This is a genomic window from Shimia sp. R10_1, from assembly GCF_017744095.1.
Lineage (GTDB): Bacteria > Pseudomonadota > Alphaproteobacteria > Rhodobacterales > Rhodobacteraceae > Shimia.
The window spans coordinates 1-20,678 of record NZ_JAGHQX010000004.1 but is presented as its reverse complement, the minus strand read 5'-3'; the positions used below and the strand labels follow the sequence as shown (position 1 = coordinate 20,678).

15 protein-coding genes and 3 pseudogenes are annotated in these 20,678 nt (G+C 47.3%); 12 read left to right on the top strand and 6 right to left on the bottom strand.

Annotation, left to right across the window (positions count from 1 at the left end; translation table 11 throughout):
* Positions 1-179 precede the first annotated feature (179 nt).
* The 3 genes from J7413_RS08995 to J7413_RS08985 all read left to right on the top strand — a co-directional run bounded on the left by J7413_RS08995 (position 180) and on the right by J7413_RS08985 (position 3,153).
* Complete coding sequence (locus tag J7413_RS08995; RefSeq protein ID WP_209097752.1) at positions 180-503, top strand: hypothetical protein; 324 nt, start codon at positions 180-182, stop codon at positions 501-503.
* Between the two features lie 69 nt (positions 504-572).
* Positions 573-1,958: an adenosylhomocysteinase gene (gene ahcY / locus J7413_RS08990; protein ID WP_209097751.1), complete on the top strand. Its 1,386-nt coding sequence runs from the start codon at positions 573-575 to the stop codon at positions 1,956-1,958.
* 361 nt (positions 1,959-2,319) lie between these two features.
* Positions 2,320-3,153, top strand: a complete 834-nt coding sequence (locus J7413_RS08985; RefSeq protein ID WP_209097750.1) for a glycosyltransferase family 2 protein — start codon at positions 2,320-2,322, stop codon at positions 3,151-3,153.
* Here the strand turns inward: J7413_RS08985 and J7413_RS08980 are convergent.
* The 4 genes from J7413_RS08980 to J7413_RS08965 all read right to left on the bottom strand — a co-directional run bounded on the left by J7413_RS08980 (position 3,078) and on the right by J7413_RS08965 (position 8,154).
* A complete protein-coding gene (locus J7413_RS08980) occupies positions 3,078-4,223 on the bottom strand; it encodes a CDP-glycerol glycerophosphotransferase family protein (RefSeq protein WP_209097749.1) in 1,146 nt (381 codons plus the stop codon). The two genes, J7413_RS08985 and J7413_RS08980, sit on opposite strands and share 76 nt — an antisense overlap.
* Before the next feature lie 185 nt (positions 4,224-4,408).
* Entirely contained in the window at positions 4,409-5,761 is a 1,353-nt protein-coding gene (locus J7413_RS08975) for an MmgE/PrpD family protein (RefSeq protein WP_209097748.1), read from the bottom strand.
* Positions 5,758-6,915: an HpcH/HpaI aldolase/citrate lyase family protein gene (locus J7413_RS08970; RefSeq protein ID WP_209097747.1), complete on the bottom strand. Its 1,158-nt coding sequence runs from the start codon at positions 6,913-6,915 to the stop codon at positions 5,758-5,760. Before J7413_RS08970 ends, J7413_RS08975 begins: the two co-directional genes overlap by 4 nt.
* A gap of 90 nt (positions 6,916-7,005) precedes the next feature.
* Positions 7,006-8,154 carry a DegT/DnrJ/EryC1/StrS family aminotransferase gene (locus J7413_RS08965; protein ID WP_209097746.1) on the bottom strand — a complete coding sequence of 383 codons (1,149 nt, stop codon included), beginning with the start codon at positions 8,152-8,154 and terminating at the stop codon, positions 7,006-7,008.
* A 346-nt stretch (positions 8,155-8,500) separates the two neighbouring features.
* On the opposite strand from J7413_RS08965, the pseudogene J7413_RS20520 reads away from it, so the two are divergent.
* Positions 8,501-8,879, top strand: a pseudogene (locus J7413_RS20520) (transposase); the annotation flags it as partial.
* A 105-nt stretch (positions 8,880-8,984) separates the two neighbouring features.
* Here the strand turns inward: J7413_RS20520 and J7413_RS08960 are convergent.
* Positions 8,985-10,137, bottom strand: a pseudogene (locus J7413_RS08960) (IS3 family transposase).
* Between the two features lie 79 nt (positions 10,138-10,216).
* Here J7413_RS08960 and J7413_RS08955 point away from each other — a divergent pair.
* From J7413_RS08955 to J7413_RS08920, 8 genes and pseudogenes are all read left to right on the top strand, one after another.
* A pseudogene (locus J7413_RS08955) lies at positions 10,217-10,455 on the top strand (hypothetical protein); the annotation flags it as partial.
* Between the two features lie 107 nt (positions 10,456-10,562).
* Positions 10,563-11,456 (top strand): hypothetical protein, encoded by an 894-nt coding sequence (locus J7413_RS08950; protein ID WP_209097745.1) that lies wholly within the window; start codon positions 10,563-10,565, stop codon positions 11,454-11,456.
* A gap of 4 nt (positions 11,457-11,460) precedes the next feature.
* A complete protein-coding gene (locus tag J7413_RS08945; RefSeq protein ID WP_209097744.1) occupies positions 11,461-12,501 on the top strand; it encodes an Ldh family oxidoreductase in 1,041 nt (346 codons plus the stop codon).
* Complete coding sequence (locus J7413_RS08940) at positions 12,498-13,748, top strand: ATP-grasp domain-containing protein (RefSeq protein WP_209097743.1); 1,251 nt, start codon at positions 12,498-12,500, stop codon at positions 13,746-13,748. The genes J7413_RS08945 and J7413_RS08940 overlap by 4 nt, the downstream gene beginning before the upstream one ends.
* 15 nt (positions 13,749-13,763) lie before the next feature.
* Positions 13,764-15,128 carry an adenylosuccinate lyase family protein gene (locus J7413_RS08935; RefSeq protein WP_209097742.1) on the top strand — a complete coding sequence of 455 codons (1,365 nt, stop codon included), beginning with the start codon at positions 13,764-13,766 and terminating at the stop codon, positions 15,126-15,128.
* The gene (locus J7413_RS08930) at positions 15,125-16,144 is read left to right on the top strand and encodes a cyclase family protein (RefSeq protein WP_209097741.1); all 1,020 of its coding nucleotides are present in this window, start codon (positions 15,125-15,127) and stop codon (positions 16,142-16,144) included. The genes J7413_RS08935 and J7413_RS08930 overlap by 4 nt, the downstream gene beginning before the upstream one ends.
* Before the next feature lie 270 nt (positions 16,145-16,414).
* Positions 16,415-18,673: a hypothetical protein gene (locus tag J7413_RS08925; RefSeq protein WP_209097740.1), complete on the top strand. Its 2,259-nt coding sequence runs from the start codon at positions 16,415-16,417 to the stop codon at positions 18,671-18,673.
* Between the two features lie 41 nt (positions 18,674-18,714).
* Positions 18,715-20,433: a hypothetical protein gene (locus J7413_RS08920; protein WP_209097739.1), complete on the top strand. Its 1,719-nt coding sequence runs from the start codon at positions 18,715-18,717 to the stop codon at positions 20,431-20,433.
* Between the two features lie 31 nt (positions 20,434-20,464).
* Here the strand turns inward: J7413_RS08920 and J7413_RS08915 are convergent.
* Positions 20,465-20,678: hypothetical protein (locus J7413_RS08915; RefSeq protein ID WP_209097738.1), on the bottom strand; the 214-nt coding region annotated here is incomplete at its 5' end.

Sequence of the window (20,678 nt, the reverse complement as noted above, 5' to 3'; positions counted from 1 at the left end):
TGTGTTGGGATCACGCGCTGCCGCAAAACAACGTGATCAGGCGTGTTTTGTATATGCGCAGTATGACGCCAACATGACTAGCGAGGGGGACACGTAACTATGACGTCCTCCCGCGTGTCCCTCTCTCCACCCCAGCGCCTGTTGCTGATGCAATGGGCCGCGCGTGAAAGGAGAGCGCTATGTTTAAGAGACTTGTTGGATCAGCCTTGTTGTTTGGTATGGCCGCGGCGGCCCCGCCCGCTTTTGCTCAGGGATGTGCCGATCGCGAAGAATTGGTTGCGCGGTTGGCATCGAAGTATTCCGAAGTCCGCACCGCCGGAGGGCTGCATGGCGCAGCCTCAAATGCACAACCGTCGGCACTTGTGGAGGTCTGGTCCTCTGAAAAAACCGGAACATTCACCGTGATTTTGACCAATGCGCAGGGGATTTCCTGTGTGGTCGCCGCTGGGACCGATTGGTTTCAGCAAAGCCCAATGCCAGAGCCGCCCGGCGTAAACGGGTAGCGGCGTTGTGAAACACCCATAGGGGTGCTATCTGGTCGCCAAGGAAACCCTGCATAGGAGCTGGGCGCCATGGCGACCGAATACACTGTAAAAGACATTTCGCTGGCCGATTTTGGCCGTAAAGAGCTGGACATCGCGGAAACCGAAATGCCGGGCCTGATGGCGCTGCGAGAGGAGTATGGCGACGCAAAGCCGTTGACCGGTGCCCGTATCGTGGGCTCGCTGCACATGACCATTCAGACCGCTGTTCTGATTGAAACGCTGGTGGCGCTGGGTGCGGATGTGCGCTGGGCAAGCTGCAACATCTTCTCCACTCAGGATCACGCCGCAGCGGCGATTGCCAAAGCGGGCATTCCGGTGTTTGCGATCAAGGGCCAGAGCCTTGAGGAGCACTGGGATTATCTCGACAAGTCATTCCTGTTTGAAGATGGCCCCAACATGATCCTCGACGATGGCGGCGACGCGACGCTCTACGTGCTGCTGGGCGCAAAGGCAGAAGCGGGCGAAGATCTCGGCGTGCCGACCTCTGAAGAGGAAGAGGTGATCCACAAGCAGATCGCCAAGCGTATGGCGGCAAGCCCCGGATGGTTCACCAAAACCCGTGACGCGATCCAAGGCGTGTCTGAAGAGACCACCACCGGTGTGCACCGACTTTATGATCTGGTGAAGCGCGGCGAGCTGCCTTTCCCGGCGATCAACGTGAACGACTCCGTCACCAAGTCGAAGTTTGACAACAAATACGGCTGTAAAGAGAGCCTCGTAGACGGCATCCGCCGCGCCACCGACACCATGATGGCCGGCAAAGTGGCGGTTGTCTGTGGCTATGGTGATGTGGGCAAAGGCTCCGCAGCATCGCTGCGCGGTGCAGGCGCCCGTGTAAAGGTCACCGAAGTCGATCCGATCTGCGCCCTGCAGGCGGCTATGGACGGCTTTGAAGTGACCACGCTGGAAGACGAAGCGGCCACCGCAGACATCTTCATCACCACCACCGGCAACAAAGACGTGATCCGCATCGAGCACATGCGCGAGATGAAGGACATGGCGATTGTTGGCAACATCGGCCACTTCGACAATGAAATTCAGGTGGCGAACCTGAAGAACCACAAGTGGACCAACATCAAAGAACAGGTGGACATGATCGAGATGCCCTCCGGCAACCGCCTGATCCTGCTCTCTGAAGGCCGCCTGCTGAACCTCGGCAATGCCACCGGCCACCCATCGTTTGTGATGTCTGCATCTTTCACCAACCAGGTGCTGGCCCAGATCGAGCTCTTCACCAAAGGCGACGCGTACAAAAACGAAGTGTACATCTTGCCCAAGCATCTGGACGAAAAAGTGGCTGCGCTGCACCTCGCGAAAGTGGGCGCCAAGCTCTCCAAGCTTAGCAAGGAACAGGCGGATTACATCGGTGTCGGCACCGAAGGTCCGTTCAAGCCAGAGCACTACCGTTATTAAGGTGGTTTAGAGCCTAAAAAACAAGCGGCGTGCCAGAGTTGGCGCGTCGCTTGAAATGCTTAAACCAGCGTTAGTTAGACCTTAACTAGCTCGGACTATTCAAGAGCCGAAGATTAGAATAACAACTCTCTGGCTACAGTCGTCAGTTAGAATAGTCTTCAAAATTGCGTGTTTTTACACTTTCATAGAATTTCAGCCAAAATCACTCCATTGATATCGTTGCTACTAAGGCAAGTGTTTTGAAAGTTAGCTTACTGAAGATATCGAGGTTAGATGGATTGAATCCAGGACACTCCTTTAGAAAAATTTGTTCCAGAGCGCTTAGACCACTGTTCTCTTTCTAAGGTTTGAGGGAAATGCAATGTACAATTCGTCAATGGAAATGGTTTCAATCCTGATGCCAGCATTTAATGCGAGCAACAGTATTTCCGGTAGTATCAAATCGGTTATCGCGCAAAGCTACTCTAATTGGGAGTTATTGATTGTTGACGATGGCTCTACTGATGGAACCTGTCGTATTGCGACTGGCATGGCTGAATTTGACAGTCGAATTCACGTGTTTAAGTTGTGGGAAAACCAAGGAGCTTCCTACGCCCGGAACTTCGGGCTAAACCATGCTAAAGGTCGCTATATAGCATTTTTAGATGCCGACGATTTTTGGCACCCAAATAAGCTCTCGCAACAAATCAATTATATGAAAGAAAAAGATGCAGCTCTCTGTTTTTCTGCGTATACTCGTATTGATGATCAGGATCGACGTCTTGAAAATGTGAGAGTGCCTAGCAGGATAAGCTATCACGACTTGCTCAAGAGGAACGTCATTGGTTGCCTCACCGTCGTATATGATACGACAACAATCGGGAAAGTTCCCATGCCGCCATTCAAGCGGCAGCAGGATTATGCATTGTGGTTAAGTATCATTCGGAGAGCAGGTTCCGCTTTTGGTCTTGATGAAGATCTAGCAATCTATCGTGTTGGTAAAAAAACACTCTCCACTAACAAGGTATTAGCTGCACAAGATATTTGGAGGATTTTTCGACAACAAGAGCGGCTTAACCTGCTACACGCGATTTACTATTTTCTCCACTATAGTTATTTCGGTTTGAGGTATAGGCTCCTTCAGCGTGCAACAGACGATGCACCGAAATTAGATACGTCATTTGGAGTGGATTTGCGCAGTCTTTTACGCAAGTAGTTAACAATTACTGTTGAACTTGGAGCATCTTTTGGCATGAGCGTTTTGCAAGCAGCTAACCTTTTTGGCTTAAGGTGATCATCCCCCTTTAACACGACTCTTTCAAAAACGCTCTTAAGCGTTTCAGTGTCGCTGGCTTCATAGAAAGCTCTCGCTAGTAGTTTTCCATTTGAATTTAGCTTGGCTGAATTTGGTTTTGTGAGCCTTATTAGTGGACGCTGTGTTGGCAAGTACTCTGCGAGAAAAGAGCCCGAGTCTGTGATAAGAGCATCTGAATCTTGGAACAAACTAAAATAATCACCAGTGGACATGGTTGTCGAGTTAAGCGCCTTTTCCCAACAGTTGATGAAGAAAAGATAGTTTTCTAAGACACCTCCTCCGATTCGATGCGCTTCAAACTCCAAGTTCGGGTGAGGTTTAAGTATAAAATCAATATCTGGATTGGTTTCGACCAAGTCGAGCATCGCGGAAGCTGACCAGTCAAGCGTAGACAGGTTAAGCGTGTTGGGTGACAATGTGTGATGAGGTGCAAAAATAACTCGTTTACGCTGAGATATTTCGCGTTGTCGTGGAGGCGATTTTTGAATTGGCGCCAAACCTAGACCAAAATAAGCATCTAGCTTTGGGTATCCAGCGACCAATAGATTTTCTGCTTGTTCGTACTTGCTTGTAACTATCTCCTTTTCTTGAACTTTGTCAGCTATGAAATGTGTCCAAAGAAATGGGTGAAAGTGCTTTAGTCCGAATTGCATTCTTTGGTTTTGAATCACCGGATATCCGTAATGAATATAGGCAGTTAAGCATCGGCCTTGCAGCCGTCTCGGCAAGTCCTGCATTCCCCAAGGTTGCTGAACGAAAACCAAGTCAGATGTAATTGACGACGGAGGTAACATTCGATCTCTTTGCGGATCATATAGGCAGCCGGCAACTTCGCCAATCTTTGAAAAAAACTTCAGCGCAGCAAAAAACTCTGACTGCCTTTTGTCTCGGTCAAGGCGAAGAGCAGTGTCTGAGAGCGTCAGGTAGAAAACGGGCCGAAAATCGTCATCTTCGAGCAAAATATCAAACAAATGCTGCAAGCTCCATTTAGATGGACTAGCAACCACGAACCCAATATCGACTGGGCTATCTTTCGCTATTATCTTTAGACGAACACTTTCTGACCTAGCTGCGTTGGCCCGAGAACTCCAAACGGTGTAAGCGCTTCGACGTGCGATTTCCAGAACACGCCAGATCGGTATTGGAAAGCCAGGACTCATAGCCGCAGTAGCAGTGACTTTATTGGGGCAGAAGGCGCAAGCAAATCTGTTGCGAAGCTTTTTGCAGCGGAGATAGACAAACCTGAATAAACCGCCAACTCGATAAATTTCTCGACTTGCTCATCGCAAGAAAGGCAAGTCTCAGGCTCTCCACGCGGAAGATCAACGCGTGCACTGAAACTCCGACCCGTTCGCATTTTTATGGTTACTTTCGCAGGCCGTTCATTTGGAACTCTCGCGCTCATTTCAGGATCTTCGCGCATAACGACTTTTTTTGCGAGTTTCTGAATCTTAGAATCGCTTAGCCTGTTTAGTGTAAATGCTTCCATTCCAGTTTGCCCAGTGACCAATGTCGACGAGACGCAAAAAGGAACGCTCATCTTAGCATCACTTATTCCGGTAACTTCGCTGTGATCATGCCTAAATATCGCCCATTTAAAGGTGTCAATCTCGATAGTTTCAATTTCTTCAATACAAATATCATGTTTTTGACCCAGCTCTAATATGGCCTCTACGGGCGCATGAGCATATCGACAGGACGCGTAAGGCTTAACATAGACAGTGTTTACGCAGTAAGGGGGGGTAACTGCTAGCATCGAAAAAGAATAATCAGACTTTCCAGACCAAAGTTCTGCAAGACCTTGATGACCAGAGAGCACATCCTCCGCACCACTAAACCCTGCTAATGCAATCAATGCCGCTGAAACACCAGCTTGTGAAGCTTGCCCACTGTTGAAGGGTTTCAAATCAGACGTGCCTCTGATTACTTGAAGTAGTCCTGACGCAGAGGTGGCACCCGCGGAGAGCGCAGCTCGCATTTGCTCTTTGTCGGCTCCAAGAGCGCTTGCAACGCCTAGAGCTGCACCAACGCAGCCAAATACGCCCGTGCCATGCCAACCCATATTTTTCGCGTGTGGTTGTAGAGTACAAGCGATACGTATCGCTGCTTCATAACCAACTAGTAAGCCCACCAAAAAACCCCTATCTGTCATCCGCGGATCTTGTATGACAGAAATTAGAGCTGGAACGATCACGGCACCTGCGTGAACAATTCCCTTCCTATGGCCATCATCCATTTCCGCCATATGCGAAGAAATACCGTTCACAAGTGCAGCTGCTAGAACATTGCTCTTTCGTGAAAAACCAATGACTGATGCTGGCCCATCTGAGCCGTAGGATTCCAGAAGCTTTTGAATTCGATCATCTCTCTCCCTTAAGATTTTGGCTCCAGCAAAAACACACCCTAGCGTGTCCAAGAGGCGAAGTCGTAGAGAGAGCTCTAAGCTCTGGTCAATTGGTTTCCTGGATAGTTCTTCAAGACCTGATAGCAATAATTCGGTCGGGTTCACGTTTGATGTACCCCAGCCCTGAAAATCTGAGCGTAAGTCTTTTCATCTTCAACCACCCCGTAGGCATCGGCCAAATGTAGAATTCGTTTTGCCCAGTTTCTATGAGGATTGATTTCATTCATTTTGTTAGACTTCACAGACTTTATCACACCTCCAGTTGTATTCAGAATCTGGCGAGCGTCTTCATACTCTTCGCGTGTCACTGCTTGCATTGCATTTACGTAAGTCAAATGAGACGGATGAATAACAGTTTTTCCAATAAAACCGTTTGCTTTGTCTAACATGACCTCGCGAAGAAGTCCGTCGATAGCATCGTTCAATATGGGATGTCTTGTTCTAAGCGCTTGATGCAGATGATCTGCCATAACTTGTTCCAAGTCGTCTTTTTTGTATGCTAAAAAGTATTCCCAGACAGGGCCCGAAACGACAAACCCTTCTTCCGATCGGCCAAAGAAGTTCAGAATGTCAGTGAGTGCGTCGCTTACTGGAAGGATATCGTAGATCGAAGACGAAATGCTTCGTCTAACACCAAAAAAGGAAGAGAAGTCGGTGCCGCCTACCCGAATATTCAGTATTAGTTGTCTGTAGTTTCTGCAGATTTTTAGAAGAGCGGCCAGTTCCTCTACCCTTGTTTCTTTAAATGCAATCGTTTTGCCCTCAAGAATGGGCATCCCATACAAAGTTGTATCAAATCGTGTATTTAGTTCAGACAGGTGTTCAAGATAGTCGCGAGCATTGTCCGAATAGAACTTAGGAAATACAAATCCCGTCAATACGTTAGTCAACTCCGGAGTTAGCCGTCCGCTAAATGATTTGAATTGTTCATACGATCTCGCCCTTAAAAAGATAAGAGGAATCTTATCATCTGAAATGTTTCCGGCGCTCAGTTCACTAGACAACTTATCAAGTTGCCCGATTACATTGTTCTCTCCGCGAGACAAATCTTCCTTTCGAAGCGCATCTTCGAAGTCCATGACTAAGGAGCAAATATGTTGGAAGGAGCCATCTAGTATGCGATCAACTACTGTCCTTGTAGAGGGCATATAGAGCGTCCCACCTAAACAATACCTCAGTTGGTCAATTGGACTGTGGCGGTTGAAAGGTTTGGGTTCAATGTGGAACAAGCCAGATTGTGCAAAGTCATTATGCCGCATTTTTTTCTTTCAATTTGTTAAAGACAGGCAAGCAGAAGTCGATTGTGTCTGCAATCGAGCTTGTACACTCTACTTTGGATTAGGCGCTGGTTATTCCGCAGCTACAGTAGTCGCTTGGTTAACGACCTTTTCTGCTGGAGACTTGATCACATCAACAATTCGCTTCAAATCTTCGTCGTCAAGGCCTGGATAAATAGGTAAACACAGAATGCGCTTTGCCATCTTTGTCGCAACTGGAAGATTCTCTTCTCTGGCTGAAGGAAGGTCCTTGAACATAGGAAATTCAGGAATCAGCGGGTAAAAATAGCGTCTTGACATAATGTCTTGTTCACGAAGCCTTTGATAGAGTTCATCGCGTGACACAGGATAATTGTCGTCAATCAGTATTGGAAAGTATGCGAAGTTTGATACGGTTTGGTTTGGTTTTCCAAGAACCTTAACTCCTCGAATACCGTTAAGCGCAGTCCTATATGCTGCATCAACCCTTCCCCGATCTTCAATTGCACCATCGATGTAGCCGAGTTGCGTAAGGCCCATCGCAGCGTTGATCTCGCTCATTTTCCCATTGATGCCCGCGATGCTAACGGTCAGCTCATCTTCTATTCCAAAATTTTTCAAACTGTCTATACGGCTTTTCATTTCTGGAGTTTTGCAGACTAATGCACCCCCTTCAAAAGTATTAAATACCTTTGTTGCGTGAAAACTCAGTGCCGAAATATCGCCGCGTGTTAGAACACTACCATGCAGGTCTTCGACGGCAAAAGCGTGTGCAGCGTCATAAATCACCTTGATTTTGTGTTTTTCAGCAATCGTCTCGATTGCTTTCATATCGCAAGGATTTCCATAGCAGTGAACTGGCATAATCGCCGAGGTTTTTGGTGTGATCGCAGCCTCGATGCAGCTTGGATCCAAGTTTAGAGTCTCAGGCTCAATGTCCACAAAAACAGGTGTATTTTTGTGCCACACAAGTGCGTTTGAAGTTGCAACAAAAGAAAATGGAGTTGTTATAACTTCGCCTGAGATCTCAAGGGCCTGAAGTGCAGTAATTAGCGCAATAGTTCCATTGTTGAACAAAGAAACATGTGGAACATTTAAATACTCGGCGAGTGCTGTTTCCAATGCTTGATGCTGAGGTCCACCATTTGTAAGGTGGCCGCTTTCCCAGATTTTTTCGACGCGCGAGATGAACTCTTCAAGAGGTGGCAGAAATGGCTTTGTCACATAGATCTTTTTTTTCATGTTCTGATCGTCTCTCAAGGCAATGCACACAAAGTGAACGACTTGGACCTTCTTTCGAATCGGCGCAACTAAATCTCCAACGGGGAATGGCGCACAGGGACACTAAATTAGGACAACACTTGATGCGAGATCCACTTCACTTTTCGTCTACCCGACCGGTTTCCAGTACGCAACATGGAACGTAAAATTCATTGAGCCTATCGGTTGAGGAGGCTAGTTCAAAGGAAGATTTCGTCACCTTCGGACGCAAGGTGTTTCACAACGGCTTTCGCCGTCATTGACTAGGATCAGGTCCCATTTTTTGCGGCAGGCTGCGTGATTCATGGTTCGAAAATTGAGTGGTGATATGTCTGATTTTTTCTGTTTGTCTCACGCGCAAATGGAGCGTCTTGAGCCTTACTTTCCGAAGTCCCATGGGAAGCCGCGTGTCGGAGATACAGCGTGTATTTTTGGGGTTTTATTTCTCAATCGCAATGGCTTACGTTGGCGCGATGAGCCGATGAAATACGGTCCTCAAAGGATACTATAGAGCCGATGGAAACGTTGGAGCGCGAAGAGTACCTTTTTTCCGGATGATGGCCGAGCTGGCCGCCGAGCATGTCGAAGATAATTCCGTGATCCTTGATGCACGTATCTCTAGGCACACTGAACAGCGACCAGAATGGCCGCGAGAAAGGGGGCATGGATGTCTGATTGAACATACAAAAGGCGGCATGAACACCAAGTATAAAGGTGGTCGCGAAATTTGTACTATTGTTTAAGGTGGATCGCATGACGAACGAGACGATCCATGAGCTACTCCCCAATGTTTGGACAGGTTTCTGCGAAGACTAAGCTACTCGCTGCTCCTGCTGATCGGTTTGGGTTTCGTCTTTTCTGAGCCAATAAACCACGGCTGGTGGTTTGCCGCCAAGGGCGGAATGAGGACGCTTTCGGTTGTAGAAGTCGATCCATTTGCCGACACCCGCTTTGGCTTCCGATCCGGTCTCCCAGGCATGCAGGTAGACGCATTCGTATTTCAGGCTCCGCCAGAGCCGCTCGACGAAGATGTTATCGAGGAAGCGCCCCTTGCCATCCATAGAGATCCGCACGCCGGTTCGGCGCAGCCGATCCGTCCAGGCAAAGGACGTAAACTGGCTGCCCTGATCCGTATTCATTATTTTCGGTGGGCCAAACCTGGCGATGGTCTCGTTCAACGCCTCGACGCAGAAGTCAGCTTCCAGCGTGTTTGATATCCGCCAGGCCAGCACCTTGCGGGTGCGCCAATCCATGATGGCGACCAGATACAGAAAGCCCCTGCGCATTGGCAGATACGTGATGTCGGCGCACCAGACCTGATTGGGGCGCTCCACCCGTAGGCCACGCAGCAGATAGGGATAGGTCTTGTGCCCTTTCGCCGCTTTACTGGTGTTTGGTTTCTGATAGATCGGCATCAAGCCCATCAGCCGCATCAAGCGTCGGATGCGCTTCTCGTTCACCAGATGACCTTCGTTTCGCAGTGCCAAGTCATTTGCCGGACGCCAAAGAACGGTGTTTCCAGAAACTGCTCGTCGATCTGCCGCATCAACATCAGATTCAGCGCCGTCTCGCCCTTGGGCGTATAGTAAAATGACGACCGCGAGATCGACACCAGCTTGCACTGCATGCCTATCGACAGGTCGGGATTACCGGTCTCAACCATCTTCCGCCTCACTTGCCGGTCCACGGCTTGAGCTTTCGTGACAAAAAATCGTTGGCCACTGCCAGCTCCCCGATCTTGGCGTGCAATTCTTTGACCTGCTCCTCGTCGATCTCTGGGGGCTTCTTTCCGCCACGCTGGAACACGCCGGACGCGCCCTCCAGAAGCGCACGTTTCCAGCTGTGGATCATCGTCGGGTGAACGCCAAACTGGCTCGCCAACTCCGCGACCGTCTGTTCACCCTTCAGCGCTTCAAGCGCCACCTTCGCCTTGAACTCCGGCGAATGGTTCTTCCGTTTCGACATCTCTGATCTCCTCTTCGTAGAAGATCAGCAGACAACAAATCGTAGCTTACGTCAGTGTCCGATTTTCGGGGGGTAGCTCATACGCGCATGTATCCCGGGTCGAAGACAACGAAAGAAGCCCGTCAAATAAGACAAGCGGCGCTACAAACGCCTAAGTCGCATCGAGATCATGTTCGGCAGGCACGAGGACTGAGGCTGTGTGGCGACCCGATACGACAGATGCTCAAAGGTCTTCTTGTCAGCCACCGTTCTAGCGAGAACGCAATCTACTGGCTTCGAAACTCAATGAGTCCAGGCCCTAGCTACAAGCTGATTTAGCCTTTTGTGATTTTATAGCAACAACTCAAGTTGACAACCTGAGGGTCGACTCCTATGCAGGCGAAGTACCATAAGGTATTCACTTAAGTAGTGCAGGAAAGTCCGATATGAAAAACAACGAAACGTTTCTATCGAAGTTAGGCCTGCCATCTCGTGATCTTTATGATTTACCCAGTTCTGAAAAGCGTTTCAGTGATGGCGCACAGTATCGTTTTGAGGTGCCTGGGATCCAGGGTCCTGCTGCAATGGAGGCTCTACTTGAGGCGACCTATAGGAATGGTATTGATATTCATCGTGTAACTCAAACAAAGGGTATTATGATGCTTCTCGATCGAGAGATCGAGGATATGGCGGCGATGGCGAGAGAGCGTAGCTTGGATCTGGTGCTTTCGATTGGACCGCGTGCAACATATGATACGTCAGCTTCAGTCCAGACCACTGAAGGCGCGCGCATGGGGTATCGGTTGCGTGGTCAAGATCAGATCAATCGAGCAGTGGAAGAGGTTCGTCGTGCTAGCGATTTAGGATGTTTTTCATTTCTGGTTTATGATGAGGGTAACTTATGGTTGCTTGATCAGATGCGCAAAGCAGGCGAGATTAGTGCTAAATGTCGTTTCAAGATGTCTGCGCATGCTGGGCACGGGAACCCATGCGCCGCCAAGCTACTTGAACAAATAGGTGCTGACTCCATCAACCCAGTGCGCGATATTCAGCTACAAATGCTCGCAGCTATGCGCCATGCAATCGATATTCCGATTGATATTCATACTGAAAACCCAGCTTCAACTGGTGGTTTTATTCGACACTATGAAGTTCCAGAGATGATACGTATTGCAGCTCCCATTTATTTGAAAACGGGTGGGTCTGTAGCCAAATCACACAGCTGGGATACAACTGTTTCCGATGCTAAGCAGCGTGCTAAACAGGTGCATTTGGTGAAACGTGTCATTGATCAATACTATCCAGATGCAGTAACTGTAGCACCTGTTTCTGAGAGCTAGTACAATGCCTGATTTCCCAATACGGGAGCTACAAAGATTCTCGATGGAGGCTCTCACCAAATGTGGTGTTCCGCTGGAAGATGCTGAAATTGTCACTGAATCCATTGTTTTTGCTCATACCACTGGCAAAGGTACTCACGGATTAGGGCGGCTTCCGATATACTTGCGAAAAATTCAATCTGGGTTAATGCGTCGAGATACTCCGCTGAAACCTGTTGTTTCCGCTTTAGCTTTGGAAGTTTTAGATGCTGATCATGGTTTTGGACAGGTAGCTGCCGTTCATGGCATGCAACGCGCAATTAGCATGTCTGAAACATATGGAGTTGGATTGGTTGGGATCAGGCATTCAAATAACTTTGGAACAGCTGCATTTATTGCCAGCGCTGCCGTGAAAGCGAATAAAATTGGTATTGTGATGAGCAACGCCGCACCAGCGATTTCTGCTCCAGGTAGCACGACACCAATTCTAGGAACAAACCCTCTAGCTTTCGGATTTCCAAGTGGTGACGATGGTAGCCCAATCGTTTTCGATATGGCTATAAGCAATGCAGCGAGAGGAAAAATTCGACTTGCCGCCGCGAATGGCGAGGAAATACCGGAGGGTTGGGCTGTCGATGAAAATGGAGTTCCGACAACAAGTGCTGAGGCCGCGTTAGCTGGCGCAATGCTTCCTATAGGTGGAGCAAAGGGATACGGATTAGCGCTTTCTGTAGATATACTAGCTGGACTATTGACTGGGTCAGCTTTTGGCGGTGGGGCCAAGAATTTAGACCACAAGACTGATAGATCTGATTGTGGTCACTTTTTGTTGGCGATTGACGTTTCAAAATTTATGGCTTTGCAGGATTATCAAGAACGAATTAGTCGACTATCAAAAGCAGTGAAGTCTTCTGGTAGTCCAGGCGTGGTAATACTGCCAGGTGAAAGATCTAGACGCTATATGGACGATCGCAACGAAACAGTGCCACTGACTCCTGCGGTAGTTGAGAAATTGGATACAGTGTCGGCAGAGCTTGGACTTCCTCCCCTAGAGAGCATTCGATGATTAACAATAACTTGGTTGCTATCGTACTTGGTGGCACAGCTCCACACGCAGTGCTCTTGGAAAATTTGAAGGCAAGAGGGTACTATACTGTACTAGTAGATTATTTTGAGAATCCGCCAGCAAAAAAATATGCTGATGAACATATTGTTGCGAGCACCCTTGATAAAGATGTAGTTCTCAACATTGCTCGTGAGAAAGAAGCAAGTTTGGTCATTGCTACCTGTGTGGACCAAGCTAACACGGTTGCTATATGTGTCTCACAGCAGCTAGGACTTCCGCGTCCGTATAGCTACGAAACAGCAACTACTATTGCCGACAAAACTCTTATGAAGGACAAGTTGGTTGCTCATGGCCTGCCTACTGCACGACACGTCTATGTTGATAAAGGAAGTGATTTTGAAGTAGATGGCTTGAACTATCCGCTTGTAGTAAAGCCTGCTGATACAAATGGGTCGGCAGGCGTGCGGAAAGTGAACAACGCTGCTGAACTCAAAATATATCTTGAGATGGCACTTGATTTGTCGCGAGTTGGTCGTGCGATCGTAGAGGAGTTTATCAGCGGTCCTGAGCTTTCGATTGACTGCTTTATAGAACAAGGTAGCGCAAAAATCGTTTTGGTGCGTCGTAAGTACCCAGTACCGCCGGACTGCGGCGTCGACCAAGTTATGCAATCTACTGGATCTATAGCCCCATATCACCTTTCGGAAAATCATATGGAACAGGCTGAGAAGGTATTGACTAAGCTTGCAAAAGTTTTCGAGTTAGATAACTGCCCCATGCTTGTTCAAGCGCTTCTCTCCGAGAATGGGATTAGCATTATCGAGTTTGCGGCGCGCTTGTCTGGTGGTACAGGATCAGCAACGACAAAGCTTATTTCCGGTTTTGACGCACTAGATGCATCGGTAGACAGTTTTTTACAGGTTCCAGTAACTGTCCAAGCTCATGAGCCAACGCTCTACTCAATGACAAATACGGTATACGCAAAGCCCGGCCGTTTCGGGTCTATTTCTGGATATCAAGAGTTGATCGCTGAAGGTGTGATCGAGAAGTTTCTACACTACAAAACAAAGGGCATGCTGATAGGTTCAGACATGTCTACACGCTCTCGAGTAGGTGCTTTCTTGATAACTGGAGGCGACATGAAGACAGTTGAATCCCGCCTAAGGTGTGCGATCAGGCGGCTTGAAGTTTATGATGAAACCGGGTGCAAGATCATGCGAAAAGATCTTTACGATAGATCAAACTAGCAAAGAGGGCTAAAAATGGCTGCAACTCTCTTGGACAGCGAATACTATCGCGACCAGTACTCCACACCGCAAATGCGCAATGTGTTTTCCGATGATGCAAGGTTCGCCTCTTGGATAGAAGCTGAAGTTGGTTTGGCCTGTGCACAAGAAGAAATAGGACTTATCCCCAGCGGGGTTGCGGATAAGTTGCGATCATTTGCCAAAATCGAAGATATAGATCTAGAAGCGATGAAGGAGGAATTTGACAAAGTCGGCTTTGCCATAATGCCTTTTGTTCATCAGCTTTCAAAGCTTTGCGATTCGGAAACCAAAAAGTACCTCCACTGGGGGTCAACGACCCAAGACATATTGGACACAGGCTTGTCTTTGCAAATGCGAGCGGGCTTGTTGCTTATCGAAGCTGATTTGGATCGGTGTATTGTTGCGCTGATAAACCTTGCCAAAGAACATCGGGAAACTCCTATGGCGGGGCGTAGTTTTATGCAGCACGCTGCGCCTATTACGTTTGGGTATAAAGTTGCGGTTTGGCTAGATGAGCTGATGAGGCACAAGGCGCGGTTGCCAAGTGTGCGTGCCAACGCTCTTTTGGTACAGTGCGGTGGAGCTGTTGGTACGTTGTCCACTATGGGACCAGACGCTTTGGCCGTTCGTCAAGCTATGGGACGTATCATGGGCCTAGGTGTTCCCGAAGTGTCATGGCACAACTCTCGAGACGGATGGACTGAGTGTATCGCATGGCTGGGCATGGTGTCAGCTTCACTTGGCAAAATTGCTACAGAAATCGCTACATGTATGCGTTCAGAAATCGGTGAATTGCGAGAGCCTTTTCAAGCTGGAAGAGGCGCATCTTCTGCGATGCCTCAAAAGCGGAATCCCATAGCATGTCCTCCTGTGATTGCGATCGCAGCAATGATGCGAGAAAAGGTTAGCAGTCAAATGTCCGCTATGATCCAAGAGCATGAGCGCGCAGTCGCGGGAATGCCCATTGAGTGGATAGTGATTCCTGAAGCCTTTTTGCTCATGTCAGGGTCCTTGATGCACCTTGCGCCAGTTCTTGAAGGGTTGGATGTCGATACTGAAGCTATGATGAAAAATCTGCAATCAAACGGCGGACTTATTATGTCCCAAGGTGTAATGATGGGGTTGGCTCCGTATCTTGGAAACATGGGAGCTCATGATGCGGTTACCGATGCTGCCCAAAAGTCTATAAACAACGGTTCTACTTTGCGCCAGGAACTCAGAAAGTTGCAAATTGTGAAAGATAAGCTCTCGAGTTCTGATCTGGATGAACTTCTTGACCCAAAAAACTATACGGGCGCAGCCGGCAAGATGGTCGATTTGGTTTTAAAAAAGGCAGAGACAAAAGGTTTTCCGGTATGAATAAGAAACGTTGGACCCAACGCCCAGAAGGATCAACCTGGGGGGACTGGGGAGAAAACGATCAGCTAGGTCGTATAAATCTTATCGGAAAAGAACAAATTCGCCAGGGGGCTGCGGAGATCAGAACCGGCGAGTCTTTTTGTTTGTCTCTCCCGCTGGATTATCCTGGCGGGAATGTACTGAGCGCGGTGCGACACCCGCCAGTGTTTCAACCTGTGATTCGTAATAACGCTCCATACTATAACTACCTTTGGCAAGAATTTGATGCTCGCCATCCTGACATAGCTTCGGATGATGCTGTGTTGTTGTACACTCAATACTCAACCCAATGGGATAGTCTTGCCCACAGGGGTTCGATGTTTGATGTCTACGGTGATGGAAACCAAGAGCCTGTCTATTATAACGGTTTTAGAGCGCACACCGACGTAATTCTGAACAAAAAGAACCACAGCACACAAGCAAAGAAACTTGGCATCGAACACATGGCCTGTCACGGTGTTCAAGGTCGAGGTGTTTTGGTGGATCTCCATAGCCATTTCGGTGATTTCCCACGTCATGAGGTTAACTATGATGACCTAATGCGCGTATTGGAATGTGATGACATTGAAATTCAAAGCGGTGATATTCTCTGCCTTTGGACAGGTTTAGATAAGCTGATAATGCAAGCACAGGGAGAGCCTGACGCCAGTTTAAAGAACGCTTGTGCCGTTATGGATGGCCACGATCCAAAGTTATTGAAATGGATTACCGATAGCGGGATAGCTGCAATTGTATCCGACAATTTGGCTATTGAAGCCGTAGGGAAAACCTTTGCTGATGATTACTGCGGCTCTACACTACCATTACATGAACACTGTTTGTTCAAGCTTGGGTTGCCTTTGGGAGAGCTGTGGTTCCTTGCAGACCTCGCGCAATTTCTAAGGGACAACAATCGTTCACGGTTCTTTTTGACTGCGCCCCCATTGCGGCTCACTGGTGCAGTAGGATCACCGTTAACACCCATAGCGACCGTCTAGTCAAAAATGTTTGAGTGCCAAGCGGCACTCAATTCCTGTTCCAGACAATACCAAACGCACCACTGTGAGTAACAATAGATGTTAAAAAGCGCGAAGCACTTGATAAGAGCGCTAAAACTCAGCTCTTTCCGATTTTTTCTTCGAGTGAACAGAAGGGTTTTCGGTAGCAGCTGGGAAAGAAGGACGCAGCATTTTCTCATTAAGGCGTGCGGTAGAAATTTAACAAAAATCAAGCGCTTAGCTGAGGCGTCCGAACGTGTAAACGATCCAATGTTGGCGATGAAAGCTTGGCAGAGATTCATTGCGCTATACACAGAAGCAGCTTCTAAAAAGGAAAGCCGGAGGTTGTTGCTTACGGCTGGTCGCAAACTCGCGATTTGCGAAATAAAACTGCGGTTGCTCTTGATAAAAGCCGGTGAGTTAAATCCAAATTCGCTTTGGCAAGAGAAATGTAGTTTGAAACTCTCCTTGGATGGTAAGACAAAGAAAGTACTTAATGCATCTGTATCGCAAACGCGTAAGGAATATTTGTTTGATTTTTGGAATTCACAATTCTCCTTCTGCTCTGATAACGGCCGTGAAGCCCTTCGCCGAGGATATGTTAGTGTCGCAGTCAAAGCCTTAGAACAAGAAAAGCTTGATGAGGCATGTGCATCAATTCAGCCACTACTATCGTTCTGGCCAGATGCTGGTTCAAGTATATCATTGCACGAAAAGCTGCTTCTCAATGGGCTTATACTTAGCCCAGATGGTGATCTTGCTGAATTGAAAGAATGGTGGACTGCCTTTGATTTGGTTAAAAGCGAAATCTCCGAAAACTCTCTGCAGCGTATAGTTGATCAGAGCGGAGCGGGCGCGTGCCGGTTGCTTGCAGTAGGGCGAGACGTAGAAGCTGATTGGCTCATCGAACGATTTGCGAGATTGCAGCCTGATCATCAGAGAATTCTGCGTGCTCAAGCTGAGCTTGCAGTTAGCAAAAAAGACTGGCGTGAGGCTGTTGATTATTGGCAGTTAGCGGCTGCTGTTTCGAACCCAATTACCACGAAGAGCCGCACACACGTTGCTAAAAATGCAAAAGAAATGGCACGACGATCTCAATATGCGAAAAATCAACTAAGGAATGCACGGATTGGTTTAGCGCAAGAGCTCCGAGACAATGGACGTCGCCGAGAGTCCGATGAACTTATAAACCGTGTTCTGGAAATGTTGCCTGACCATCGGATCATGAAGAATGACCCAAACTTGTTAAATTTGTTACGCACTTATGTACAAGATGCTTTGAACGAAGACGGCGCTCTTGAATCTCGGTCTTCTAGTGCTGGAACGCGACGCATCGCTATTTGTTTAGATGTATTTAAAATTTCAGAAATTCATACGCACTCACGTGTGGTCTATGCGGTCAGTCGAAATTTATTGGAGTTGGATCCGAACCTAGAGATTCATCTTATCATTACCAACGAGCGCCTTGCAGTCACAACACCTGCATTGAATTCATCATTTAACCCCGCCAATATAGAAAGAATGATGGATCGGGCAGTTAACGCTATGCCTGAATTTATTGGGAAGCGTTTTTTCCAACATGTGTTCCGTAATTCTGGTTTAGAAGGTGTTGTTTCAACATGTAAAAGTATCTTTGAAATCAATCCCGAAGTTATTCTTTACGGCGGAGGGCACCGAGGTTTATTTTCGAACGAAAGCCGAGTGATCCGACATTGTCTATTTGATTACTTTCCAACGGCGTTCTTCTATATTCAGGCTAACAATCAGGTAGACGAAAAAACAGATTTGATCATAGCACGTGGACCGCACGCGATCGAAGGAAACATTGGAAACGCGATTGTTCGAGTCCAACCTTATCCCACAATAGATAAATCCGCCCAACTTGATGAAGTACTGATAGACCCCATAAAGTTTGACAACAAGATAATCGTCTCCGCGATTGCAGGAGTTAGGATGGATGTACACATCCAGAAAATGGATCGCGACGAAATGAAAGAAATGTTTTCTATCCTTGATAGAGTGCCTGGTGCTGTCTGGCATATAATAGGCGCTTCTAAGCCAGATTTGATCGCAAAGACCAATCCTGAAATTTCTCAACGTATTTATAAAGGACAGATAGTCTTACATCCTCTCTTACCGTTTGAAGAGTTTACAGACTTGGTCAGCAATGCGTCTCTTTTTTTCCATATGCCTGGATTAACTGGAGGCTCAGGCGGTGCGTCTGTCGCGCGAAGAAGCGGGGTTCCTGTTGTTACCTTTGAGCACTCAGATGTGTCGGGACGCCAACCTCCTGAAACCGTTTTTTCGGATGAAGAATTATCGAAAGCTGTTGATTTATCTTTCAATCTACTAAGTGATCTAGCTTGTTGGGAAGAGACTGTTAATGCTCAGTTTGCGCACACACAATGGATACGGGACACTGCTACAAGTGGCTTTTATGATTGCATTTTTGAAACTGCTGAGCGGTATTTAAAGAGGTCTTCTGTGAGATCATCGCCCCAAAGCCCCATGCTTGCTGAAGGTCTTTAAACGATCTTCGCGGCGTTCTATAGGCACAGAATACTCTACTGATGGAACAAGCTCTTCTTAGAATATACCGGCGTTATGTGCCAAGATGGATAAAGCGGAACCTGTCTGAGGAAACCAAGGACTGGCTGCTAGGAACTATTTTTTATGTAAACAGCAAAACAGACACGGGTATGCTAGATACCCGTCGGAAAGCAATGTTTGCAATGCGCCGGAGGGATTGGCGTGAAGCGATTTTTCAATGGCAATTAATTGCTTCTTTCGACCTTACGAGAAGTGGGTCACCTGTTTCATTGCATTCAAAGAACGACAAAAACTCGAGACGAGTATTGTTTGCCAAAAAACAAATTAGAGTGGCGCGAGTAAAGTTTGCCAAAGAATTATTGCAGGAGAGAAGATTTCGAGAGTTTCGCGAACAGTGTGCGCGTGTCATGGAAATGATTCCTGATCAGAGGATACTAAAGAAAGATAGAGAGTTATTGAACCTTGTAAAAGACTATGCTCATACCTCGATAGAGGTTGGTGGTGATTTTTCGACGTTGGCTACAAGATCTTCTAATCCAAAAAGAATTGCGATTTGTTTGGATGTTCTAAAAGTCTCTGATGTACACACACATTCGAGAGTTATTTTTGCAATGGGTCGAAACTTATTGTCAGTAGATAAAAATATTGAAGTTCATGTTTTTATTACGAATGAGAGGTTTGTTGTAACAACCCCTGTAGTCGCTGAGTCCTTTCATCCACAGAAAAGGACTACTATTGAAAAGCTAGCTCAAAATATTCTTGAAGACCTCTACAATACGAGGTTCTTCATTCACTATATGATCAGCAGAGATCTGGAAGGTCTCGTTTCTACTTGCAATAAAATACTGGAAATTAAACCCGATGTCATTTTGTATGGCGGCGGGCATCGAGGCTTATTCTCTAATGAGAGCCGGCTGATTAGGCATTGCCTGTATGATTTTTTCCCAACTGTGTTCTTCTTTATTCAATCCAACAATCAGGTTGATAAAGAAATCGATATGATAATCGCGAGAGGACCACATAAGATAACGGGAGATTTCGGTAAATCTGTGGTACGAGTTCAGCCTTATCCAACCATACTCGGTAACGATAGCTCAGTGGATAAACACTTAGATAGGTCGGTATCCGAAAGTCAAACCATTGTATCCGCCATCAGCGGCGTAAGGCTCAATGTAAAGATGGCTGAAATGAGCGATGCAAATTTGAAGCGGATGTTTGGCATTCTAGATAGAGTACCGGGAACAGTGTGGTACTTTGTAGGTGCGGCTGACCCGGACGAACTGGTAAGGTCAAATCGTCTAATAGAAAAGCGTGTTCGCGCAGGTCAAATCCGAGTTCTTCCCGTTTTACCGTTTATTGAGTTTAGTGAGTTGGTTTGCAACTCCTCACTGTTTTTGCATCTCCCGGGATTTACTGGCGGATCTGGAGGGGCAAGTGTTGCGAGGCGAAGTGGAATTCCCATTTTGACTTTTAGTCATTCGGATGTTTCAGGCCGGCAACCTCAGCAAACGATTTTCGACGAACGCGACGTATCTGGTTGGGCTGAAATGGCGATTAGACTTCTTACTGACCAAGATTTTTGGAACCAAACGGTTACACTCCAAAGAGCTCATACCAATTGGATAAAGCAGACTTCCAGCAGAAATTTCTACAATTGTCTGGTTGAAGCCTGTGAGCTGGGTCGAAATCGTATAAATTGTACCAAAACAAAAATGGTAGAATTTTCGAGTAAGTTATAGACCCCATCGATGTTCGTAAGTCGAGCTGATTTTAGTTTTTACTGATATTTCTCTCCGCCCTAGTCTCAGAGACCCGTTGATTGCCTAAGTAATCCCCGAGACTTAGGGGTGTGTGAGGGGACTGACCTGCTCCCCTGAAATGTCCTGAAATTTTGGTTAGCCTGTTCTCCAACTGAGGAGACAGACGATGAAAAGAAGCCGTTTCAGCGAAGAACAGATCATTGGCATTTTGAAAGAGCACCAGG

What these genes read in the sequence shown, in the direction of transcription:
- J7413_RS08995 (WP_209097752.1), top strand. Translation starts at nt 180, where the DNA reads ATGTTTAAGAGACTTGTTGGATCAGCCTTGTTGTTTGGTATGGCCGCG.
- ahcY (WP_209097751.1), top strand. Translation starts at nt 573, where the DNA reads ATGGCGACCGAATACACTGTAAAAGACATTTCGCTGGCCGATTTTGGC.
- J7413_RS08985 (WP_209097750.1), top strand. Translation starts at nt 2,320, where the DNA reads ATGTACAATTCGTCAATGGAAATGGTTTCAATCCTGATGCCAGCATTT.
- J7413_RS08970 (WP_209097747.1), bottom strand. Translation starts at nt 6,915, where the DNA reads ATGCGGCATAATGACTTTGCACAATCTGGCTTGTTCCACATTGAACCC.
- J7413_RS08965 (WP_209097746.1), bottom strand. Translation starts at nt 8,154, where the DNA reads ATGAAAAAAAAGATCTATGTGACAAAGCCATTTCTGCCACCTCTTGAA.
- J7413_RS08950 (WP_209097745.1), top strand. Translation starts at nt 10,563, where the DNA reads ATGAAAAACAACGAAACGTTTCTATCGAAGTTAGGCCTGCCATCTCGT.
- J7413_RS08945 (WP_209097744.1), top strand. Translation starts at nt 11,461, where the DNA reads ATGCCTGATTTCCCAATACGGGAGCTACAAAGATTCTCGATGGAGGCT.
- J7413_RS08940 (WP_209097743.1), top strand. Translation starts at nt 12,498, where the DNA reads ATGATTAACAATAACTTGGTTGCTATCGTACTTGGTGGCACAGCTCCA.
- J7413_RS08935 (WP_209097742.1), top strand. Translation starts at nt 13,764, where the DNA reads ATGGCTGCAACTCTCTTGGACAGCGAATACTATCGCGACCAGTACTCC.
- J7413_RS08930 (WP_209097741.1), top strand. Translation starts at nt 15,125, where the DNA reads ATGAATAAGAAACGTTGGACCCAACGCCCAGAAGGATCAACCTGGGGG.
- J7413_RS08925 (WP_209097740.1), top strand. Translation starts at nt 16,415, where the DNA reads ATGTTGGCGATGAAAGCTTGGCAGAGATTCATTGCGCTATACACAGAA.
- J7413_RS08920 (WP_209097739.1), top strand. Translation starts at nt 18,715, where the DNA reads ATGGAACAAGCTCTTCTTAGAATATACCGGCGTTATGTGCCAAGATGG.